Source organism: Cellvibrio sp., assembly GCF_053579595.1.
Genome location: NZ_JBRFPI010000158.1, coordinates 1 through 9,624, shown reverse-complemented (window position 1 = coordinate 9,624; position 9,624 = coordinate 1). Strand labels below are relative to the sequence as shown.

At 53.7% G+C, this 9,624-nt stretch carries 7 protein-coding genes; 6 read left to right on the top strand and 1 reads right to left on the bottom strand.

From position 1 onward, the window contains the following. Nucleotides 1-167 precede the first annotated feature (167 nt). The 6 genes from def (at nt 168) to lpdA (ending at nt 8,526) form a co-directional block, all read left to right on the top strand. Nucleotides 168-677 carry a peptide deformylase gene (gene def / locus ACWA6V_RS11210; RefSeq protein ID WP_449522563.1) on the top strand — a complete coding sequence of 170 codons (510 nt, stop codon included), beginning with the start codon at nt 168-170 and terminating at the stop codon, nt 675-677. Between the two features lie 88 nt (nt 678-765). Further along, nucleotides 766-1,737 carry a methionyl-tRNA formyltransferase gene (fmt, locus tag ACWA6V_RS11205; protein WP_449522562.1) on the top strand — a complete coding sequence of 324 codons (972 nt, stop codon included), beginning with the start codon at nt 766-768 and terminating at the stop codon, nt 1,735-1,737. Beyond that, on the top strand, nt 1,731-3,029 hold the full coding sequence (gene rsmB, locus ACWA6V_RS11200; protein ID WP_449522561.1) for a 16S rRNA (cytosine(967)-C(5))-methyltransferase RsmB: 1,299 nt from the start codon (nt 1,731-1,733) through the stop codon (nt 3,027-3,029). Before fmt ends, rsmB begins: the two co-directional genes overlap by 7 nt. Before the next feature lie 96 nt (nt 3,030-3,125). Continuing rightward, on the top strand, nt 3,126-4,511 hold the full coding sequence (trkA, locus tag ACWA6V_RS11195) for a Trk system potassium transporter TrkA (RefSeq protein WP_449522560.1): 1,386 nt from the start codon (nt 3,126-3,128) through the stop codon (nt 4,509-4,511). Between the two features lie 121 nt (nt 4,512-4,632). Beyond that, complete coding sequence (locus tag ACWA6V_RS11190) at nt 4,633-6,990, top strand: glycoside hydrolase family 9 protein (RefSeq protein ID WP_449522559.1); 2,358 nt, start codon at nt 4,633-4,635, stop codon at nt 6,988-6,990. Between the two features lie 114 nt (nt 6,991-7,104). After that, entirely contained in the window at nt 7,105-8,526 is a 1,422-nt protein-coding gene (lpdA, locus tag ACWA6V_RS11185; RefSeq protein WP_449522558.1) for a dihydrolipoyl dehydrogenase, read from the top strand. Nucleotides 8,527-8,598: 72 nt separating this feature from the next. Here lpdA and ACWA6V_RS11180 read toward each other — a convergent pair. Next, on the bottom strand, nt 8,599-9,624 hold a 1,026-nt coding region (locus ACWA6V_RS11180; RefSeq protein ID WP_449522557.1), incomplete at its 5' end, for an alpha/beta hydrolase family protein.

Below are 9,624 nucleotides of genomic sequence, written 5' to 3'. Positions count from 1 at the left end.
TATTTTTTTCATAGAAACCGATCCTGTTTTATTCGGTCCTGAGGCAGATAGACGTATAATAGTTAATTAAAAGTCCATGCTGTTTCCGTTTGCACTGCATAAATCCTGTGCGATCATCATGTTAGCAGCGGTTATTACCTTTTTACTAGAAGTTTGTCACAAACACTATGGCCTTGTTACCTATCCTTGAATTTCCAGACCCACGGCTGCGCACTGTCGCCAAACCCGTCACAGAAGTGGACGATAAAATCCGCCAGTTGGTGGATGATATGTTCGATACCATGTACGACGCACCGGGTATTGGCTTGGCGGCATCACAAGTCAATGTGCACAAGCGCGTAGTAGTTATAGACGTGAGTGAAGATAAATCCCAGCCGATGGTATTTATTAACCCTGAAATCGAGGTTTTGGATGCTGAGCTGAGCGAATACGACGAGGGTTGCCTCTCAGTGCCGGGGTTTTATGAAACTGTAGTGCGCCCCGGCCACATTCGGGTGCGGGCATTGGATCGCGCCGGCAAGCCGTTTGAAATTGAGCCCCAAGGTGTACTGGCAGTCTGCATCCAGCACGAGCTGGATCATTTAAACGGCAAGCTGTTTGTGGATCATATCTCGCCTTTCAAGCGCACCCGTATTCGTGCAAAATTGGAAAAAAAACACAAGGCTGAAGCGCGCTAGGCGTGCGCAGCAGACAAAGGCGCTACTGGCGCCTTTTTTATTTTCTATCACTATCTGTTTCAACGCTTTGCAATCTGACAGGTTATTCATGAGCCAAGGTTTACGTATTATTTTCGCAGGCACGCCAGAGTTTGCCGCCGAGCATTTAAAAGCACTCCTGGGTAGCCACCATCAGATAATTGCTGTTTATTCGCAACCTGACCGCCCAGCCGGGCGCGGTAAAAAGCTGAGCGCCAGTCCTGTAAAGGAAGTGGCGCTCGCGCATGAAATCCCCGTTTATCAGCCGCTCAACTTTAAATCGTCCGAGACTGTTGCCGAACTTGCGGCGCTTGAAGCTGATTTGATGGTGGTAGTTGCTTACGGATTGATCCTGCCAAAGGTAGTGCTCGATACCCCGCGCCTCGGCTGCATCAACGTGCATGCATCGATCCTGCCGCGCTGGCGCGGCGCAGCACCCATTCAGCGCGCCATCGAAGCGGGTGATACTGAAACCGGTGTCACCATTATGCAGATGGAATTAGGGTTGGATACCGGCGATATGCTGATCAAAACATTCTGCCCGATATCAAGCGACGATACCGGCGGAAGCCTGCACGATAAGCTCATCAGAATCGGCGCCCCCGCCCTGCTTGAGGCACTCGATTCGATTCAGGGCGGCACTATCACGCCTGAAAAACAGGACGATAGCCTAAGCAACTACGCACCTAAACTCAGCAAAGAAGAGGCCGCACTCAATTGGCAGTTGTCCGCCACTGAGCTGGAGCGCAAAGTGCGCGCGTTTAACCCCTTTCCAGTCGCCCATACTAAACCTGCAGGTGCGAGCGATGACCAGCGCATTCGCATCTGGGCGGCGGCAGCCTCAGACAAAACTACCAACGCCACACCTGGCAGCATCACCTACATCAACGACCAAGGCTTGTGGATCGCCTGCAAACAGGGTCAACTTATCCTCGAACAGCTGCAATTGCCAGGCAAAAAGGCGATGAACGTGAGCGATATACTACGTGGTCACCCTGACTTATTTAAAGTCGGCGACCAGCTGGAGCAGCCAGCATGCTAAGTGTGCGTGCCGCTGCGGCGCAGGTGATTGCGCAGATACTGGCCTCGAAAGGTTCGCTATCCAGTCTATTGCCAGCTGTTTCGGCGAAGATTGCCGATAATGACCGCCCATTGCTGCAAGAACTTTGCTTTGGCACCTGCCGTTATTATCCGCAACTGCAGGCCTACACAGAGTGTCTGCTGGACAAGCCGCTGCGCGCCAAAGATGGCGATGTGCAAGCGCTTTTGCTGCTCGGCCTCTACCAATTGCTGCATACCCGCATCCCCGACCACGCCGCCATCGGCGAGACAGTAGAAGTTACACGCTACATCAAAAAACCCTGGGCGACCAATCTGGTCAATGGCGTATTGCGCAGTTTTCAGCGCGATAGCAGCAAAATTAACGAATTTTTAGCCGAAAACCGTGCTTTTCAAAGCAATCACCCGGCGTGGATGGAAGCGATGATCAGCAAGTGCTGGCCAGAGCAATTTAATCAACTGATCGCCGCCAATAACCAGCACCCTCCGTTTAGCTTGCGCTTGAATACCCACAAGCTCAGCCGCGATGAGTATCTGCAATTACTGCACGACGCCGACATCCACGCTAAACCCACCCAATACAGCCCCTATGGCATCACCCTGGAGCAGGCCTGCGACCCACGCAAGCTGCCGCATTTCGCCGAAGGCTGGTTGAGCGTGCAGGATGAAGCAGCGCAGTTAAGCGGCGATTTGCTGCAATTGTCGCCCAATTTGCGCGTATTGGATGCCTGTAGCGCACCGGGTGGAAAAACTGGGCACCTGCTGGAGCTAGAGCCCAGCCTGCGGGTTACCGCTTTGGATGCAGACGAGCGCCGCTTGGCCCGTGTGCGCGAAAATCTGACTCGTCTCGGCGTAAGCGCCGATGTTGTCTGCGGCGATGGCACCAAGCCAAGCAGCTGGTGGGATGGCGAGCTTTATGACCGCATCCTGCTCGACGCCCCCTGCTCTGCGACCGGTATTATCCGTCGCCATCCAGACATCAAAGTTCTGCGTACGCCTGAGGAGTTGGACAAACTCGGCGAGCTGCAGCAGCAACTGCTGAAAAATCTCTGGCCATTGCTTAAACCGGGCGGGATTTTGCTCTACGCCACCTGCTCAATTATGCCCAAGGAAAATACCCGCGTGATCGAGGCCTTTTTGGCACGGAACAAGGATGCACGTTGCGACCAACTCGATGTCGAGTGGGGTTTTGAGCAAGCGTGCGGCAGGCAGCTTCTGCCACAAATGGATGGCCATGACGGTTTTTACTATGTGCGGTTACGCAAGAGCAGTTGATATAAACTCCACAAGTTGGCCGACGATAGCGGCAAATGAGTGCTTAAAGCACTAGACTTGGCGATGAACTAGATAGCGAATAACAACAGGCGAACTATGAAAATCATTATCCTCGGCGCCGGTCAGGTTGGCGGCAGTCTTGCGGAGCATCTGGCGAGTGAATCCAATGATATCACTGTCATCGATACCGATGAGGCGCGTCTGCGCGAGCTGCGCGATCGGCTCGATATCAGCGTTGTCACCGGCGAAGCCTCCCACCCCGACGTGCTTGCCCAAGCCGGAGCGGAAGACGCCGATATGTTGGTTGCGGTGACCAGCAATGATGAGATCAATATGATTGCCTGCACTGTGGCGAGCAATCTGTTCCACACCCCCACCAAGATCGCGCGGGTACGCGCAACTTCTTACCTGACTCACCAGCAGCTGTTTGAATCGGGTGCGATTCCGGTCGATGTACTTATCAGCCCGGAACAGCTGGTGTCCGAATATATTTTCCGTTTGGTCGAACAGCCCGGCACCCTGCAGGTAGTGGACTTTGCCGATGGCAAGGTGCAACTGGTGGCGGTAAAGGCTTATCACGGCGGACCCTTAGTCGGTCAAGAGCTGCGCTTTTTACGCGAGCATATGCCCTCCGTCGATACGCGGGTGGCAGCGATTTACCGGCGCAATCGCGCTATAGTCCCTACCGGGACGACGGTGATCGAAGCCGATGACGAAGTATTTTTCATCGCCGCCAAGGCCGATATCCGCGCGGTCATGAGCGAGTTGCGCCGGCTCGAAGTCGCCTACAAACGCATCACCATTGCCGGCGGCGGCAACATCGGCTTGCGTCTAGCAAAAATGCTCGAGGGTCGTTACAACGTGCGCGTCATTGAGTACAACAAAACCCGCTGCATCCGCCTCTCGGAACAGTTGGAGCGGGCGATAGTGATTCAGGGTAGCGCGTCGGACAAAGACCTGTTGATGGAAGAGAGCATTGAAGACACAGATGTGTTCCTCGCACTCACCAACGACGATGAAGCCAATATCATGTCGTCCATGCTCGCCAAACGCTTGGGTGCGCGCAAGGTGATGACCCTGATCAACAATCCCGCCTATGTGGATGTGGTGCAAGGCGGTGATATCGATATCGCCATCTCGCCCCAGACCACCACCATCGGCAGCCTGCTCACCCATGTGCGGCGCGGCGATATAGTCAATGTTCACTCATTGCGGCGTGGCGCGGCCGAGGCGATTGAAATCATCGCTCACGGTGATGCGAAATCCTCCAAAGTCGTGGGCAAGGCATTGGAAGATATCGACCTGCCGGAAGGCGCCAATATTGGCGCGATTGTGCGCCAAGGGCCGGATGGCGACGAAGTGGTCATTGCCCACGATGACGTAGTGGTTCAGTCCGGCGACCATGTAATTGTGTTTTTGCTGCAGAAAAAACATATCCGCGACGTGGAAAAGCTCTTCCAGGTGGGGTTCAGCTTCTTCTAGCCCTCCGATTGCACCGCCACTTTAGGCCAGCGCCTAAAGTGGCGAGCTTTAGCTCCCCCGCATCCCCTAGCATCCGCGCACCGGTGTATTACCGGCTAACGACGACAACAGGGGAACCATAATGATCATAAGAAATGTGCTACTTCCCGCCAGTCTCGGCCTGGCGATCAGTTTACTCACAGCCTGTGGTGGCAGCGGCGGAGGCAAATCCGCCAATTCCAGCATGGCGCCATCCAGTTCCAGCGCACCGCCTGCCAGTTCCAGCGCAGCAGCGTCCAGCTTGCCTGCATCAAATGTAAGCAGCGCAACAAATAGCTCCATGGCAGCCTTCAACGGATTGCTGATTCAAGCGGAGGACTATGTCCGCTACTACGACACCACAGCGGGCAACACCACCGGTGAATACCGCACCGACGGCGTTGACATCGAAAAATCCACCGACACCGGCGGCGGTTTCAATATTGCCTACATAGATCCGGGTGATTGGCTGGAATTTAGTGTGAATGTAAGCGCTGCAGGCGAGTTCGCTGTTGAAAGCCGCGTCGCGACTGCACAAGCAGGCGGATTGTTCAGCTATGAAATTGACGGCAAAACTGCCTCGGGCGAAATCAGTGTCGCACCCACTGGTGGATGGCAAACCTGGGTTAGCCTAAACCATCCTATCGGTCGGCTTGAAGCCGGTAACTACGCACTCTGCGTACAAATGAAGAGCGGGCCATTCAACCTCAACTGGATGAAAATCACCTCCAGCAATGGCGGTGTCGTCAGCCTGAACCAAACACCCAAAGGTGATGCCAGCAGTTGTATTCACCCCGTTGAGCCACCCAAGGTGACGTTGCCAGAGCGGATCAAGCTGAACCAAGTGGGCTTCACCCCCAACGCCGAGAAGCTCGCGGAGGTTCCAGCCGTGGAGGCGACCAGTTTCACTGTGCTTAAGGCCGGAACTACCGAGGAAGTGATGACCGGGACCCTGAGTGCCGCTGCGGTCTGGCAGCCGTCTTTTGAGTCGGTCAAATTGGCTGATTTCTCCAGCCTTACCGCGCCGGGAAGTTACGAATTGAAAGTCGCCGGTGTCGCTGAGACGGCTCCTTTTAACGTCTCGGCTGAGGCCTACAAAGCCGTCAATGCGGCCGCGCTGAAATCTTTCTATTTCAACCGCGCTAGTACCGCACTGCTGGAAACCCACGCGGGCATCTACCAGCGTGCGGCAGGTCATGCAGATACCAACGTGTTCATCCACGCCTCCGCCGCCGATGCCAAGCGCCCCGAGGGTACTATCGTCAGCGCCCCCAAAGGCTGGTATGACGCGGGCGATTACAACAAATACATCGTCAACTCGGGCATCACCACCTACACACTGCTGGCGGCATTCAAGCGTTTTCCCGCCTATTTCACGGCTCAATCACTGAATATTCCTGAATCAAGTGATGCTGTGCCCGATATCCTGAACGAGGTGATGTGGAACCTGGAATGGATGCTGGCGATGCAGGACCCCAATGACGGTGGCGTTTACCACAAGCTAACCAGCAAGGGATTCAGCGGTTTTGTGATGCCCGATGCCGATACGTCCGAGCGCTACATGGTGCAAAAATCCACCGCCGCCACCCTCGATTTCGCAGCGGTCATGGCCGCTGCCAGCCGGGTCTACGCGGACTATGAAAGCCAGTATCCGGGCCTGTCCGCCAAAATGCTCGCGGCAGCCAAATCCGCATGGGCATGGGCAAAAGCCAACCCGGCCGTTTATTACGCGCAGCCTGCGGATATCCAAACCGGCGGCTATGGCGACAATAATGTCGGCGATGAATTCTTCTGGGCGGCAGCGGAGCTCTATATCGCCACCAAAGACGATAACTACTACAGCGTAATGAATGCGGCCGAGACCAGCGCTGATGTACCCGGCTGGGGCGGCGTAAAAAGCTTGGGTTGGATGTCACTCGCTCAGCATCTGGATTCGCTCACTGCTGCAGCCGATAAGGCGCTGATCAAGGATCGTTTAACCCAATTAGCAGCCGGCATTAGCACCAAGAAAAGCCAGTCCGCTTACGGCGTATCAATGGAAACAGGGGATTTTTTCTGGGGTAGCAATTCTGGGGCGCTCAATCAGGCGATGATGGCGCTGGAGGCCTACCAGTTGGATACCAGTAAAACCGCCTATCGCCAAGCCGCCCAAGCCTTGTTTGACTACGTGATGGGACGCAATGCGACTGACTATTCCTTTGTGACCGGTTTTGGCAGCAAATCGCCCATGAATATCCACCATCGCCCCTCCGGCGCTGATGGGATAGCGGCACCGATTCCCGGATTTATCGCCGGTGGCCCGCACCCGGATCACTACAGCGATTGCAGCAGTTATCCATCGCCCTTGCCTGCCAAGTCATTTGTCGATCTGGAATGCAGCTACTCCACCAATGAGATAGCCATTAACTGGAACGCGCCTCTGGTGTATGTATCGGCGGCGCTGCAAGTGCTTAACCCATAACCCTTCAATAAAAAGGCCGGTTGCCTGCGATAACAGCAACCGGCTACTTTTTTTCGCTGTAGATCGCTTATGATGCGGGTTCGCCTTTTCCCAGACCCGTCACAGGAGCATCCGATGGCAAACGTTAAAACCCAACTGGTTGTACTCGGCAGCGGCCCCGGTGGATACTCCGCCGCCTTCCGCGCCGCCGATCTAGGCTTGGACGTCACTTTGGTCGAGCGCTACTCAAGCCTCGGCGGTGTCTGCCTCAACGTGGGTTGCATCCCCTCCAAAGCCCTTTTGCACGTCGCCGAAGTCATCAACGAATCCCATCATGCCGGCAATCTCGGCCTCAGTTTCGGCTCCGTTCAGCACGACCTCGATAAAGTGCGCAGCTACAAAGATTCCGTCGTCAGCAAGCTGGTGTCCGGCGTTCACGCCATGGCGAAAGCACGCAAGGTGCGAGTAGTTGAGGGTTATGGCAAATTTGTAAGCGATCACCAACTTGCTGTAGTGCAAGGCAGTGAAACCACTCTGATCGATTTCGACAACGCCATTATCGCCGCCGGTTCACGCAGCGTGAAACTGCCTTTTATCCCAGAAGACCCGCGTATTTTTGATTCAACCGGCGCGCTCGAATTGCGCTCGGTGCCACCGCGCCTGTTAGTGATTGGGGGTGGGATTATCGGCCTGGAAATGGCGACTGTGTACGAAGCGCTCGGCAGCAAAGTCACCGTGGTGGAATTCGCCGACCAACTGGTACCAGCAGCGGACAAAGACCTGGTCGCCATCTACAGCAAGTACAACAAAGACAAGTTTGAAGTGCTGCTCTCCACCAAAGTGGAAGCGGTAACGGCCAAACCCGAGGCTATTGAAGTCGCCTTTAGCGGTGCCAATGCGCCCGCCGAACCACGCCAGTTCGACGCCGTTCTTGTCGCGGTTGGGCGCGTGCCCAACGGCAAATTGATCGACGCCGAAAAAGCCGGTGTGAATGTGGACGAGCGCGGCTTTATCGCCGTCAACCAATACCTGCAAACCAATGTGCCGCATATTTACGCGATTGGCGACATCATCGGCCAGCCCATGCTCGCCCACAAAGCCAGCCATGAAGGCCACGCCGCCGCCGAAGGTGTCGCAGGCCATCCGCATGCGTTTGACCCAATGGCGATCCCTTCCATCGCCTACACCAATCCGGAAATTGCCTGGGTCGGCGTGACCGAAAAAGAAGCCAAGCAGCAGGGCTTGGATTACAACACCGCCCTCTTCCCCTGGGCCGTCAGCGGCCCCGCCATTGCCGCTGACCGCAGCGAAGGCAAAACCAAACTCATTTACGATGCAAAAACCGATCGTTTATTGGGCGCGGGATTAGTCGGGGTACACGCGGGCGAACTGCTCGGTGAATTGACGCTTGCGCTGGAATTTGGCGCAAGTGTGGAAGATATAGCGCTGACTATTCACGCTCATCCAACGTTGCATGAATCCGTTGGTCTGGCGGCGGAAGTGGGCGCAGGTACGATTACGGATTTGCCCAACCCCAAGGCAACACTGAAAAAATAATTCCATCGCCACAAAAAAACAAAAGGCCGACCAGAGTTATCTGATCGGCCTTTTTATTTTTCGTTACAGATATTAATGAGCAGCTACGGATTTTTCTGTTTTAACCGGCAAACATTTATTTAAAAACGCATCCATCGCACGGAAGGTATCGATACGATTTTTTTCGTTTAACAAATAATGGTCTTCACTCGGCAATTCTAAAAAGGTTACATCCTTGTTTGCTTTTTGCAGCGCATCGCGCATTTGGTAACTGTGTTTAATTTCGACCTGACGGTCATCAGTGCCGTGCACCAATAATACTGGCACTTTAATTTTATCGGCGAAGTTAACCGGTGAAATTGCGCGCAAGGTCGCATTGTCATTACCGATTTGCTCATCTATCACGTTGTAGCTGAGCCAAAATGCGCGATTATCTTTTACAAGATCAAACACGTTGGACACGCCGTTTACACTGATGGCACAGCGATAAAAATCGGGAGTTTTAACAACACCCATCAACGCAGCATAACCGCCATAGCTGCCACCGACTATGCCAATTGCGTTAGGATTAGCAATTCCATTGGTAATCAATTGTCGTGCTCCATCTTCAATATCGTCCTGCATTTCTTTACCCCAGTTTTTTAACCCAGCATTGCGTAGCTCAATACCTTGCCCGTCTGAACCACGAAAATTCATTTGCAGTACTGCATAGCCTTTGTTCACAAAAAACTGTGTCCAGTAGTCGAAGGCATCATTGTCGCGAGCGTGGGGACCGCCGTGTGGAAACATCAAAGTTGGAAGATTTTTTGCTAACCTATCCTTCGGGGTTGTCAAGTAAGCTTCTATTTTCAAACCATCCCGAGCCGTGTATTCAATTCGCTGTGTTTTACTTAATTGATCAGGTAGCAATTTTTTATAACTATATGCCACAGCATCCAGTTTTATCGGGTTGGTTTGGCCTAGATAATAGGTTCCTGAGTCTTGACTATTGGTAGAAAACACCAAAAATTTACTCTGATCGTCACTGATTGAATAAACGTAATTACGGTGCCCTGGAATTGCTTTATCGATTTTTGCTTGCAGGGCTTGCAAATCTTTATCGAAAAAATGAGTTCCTCC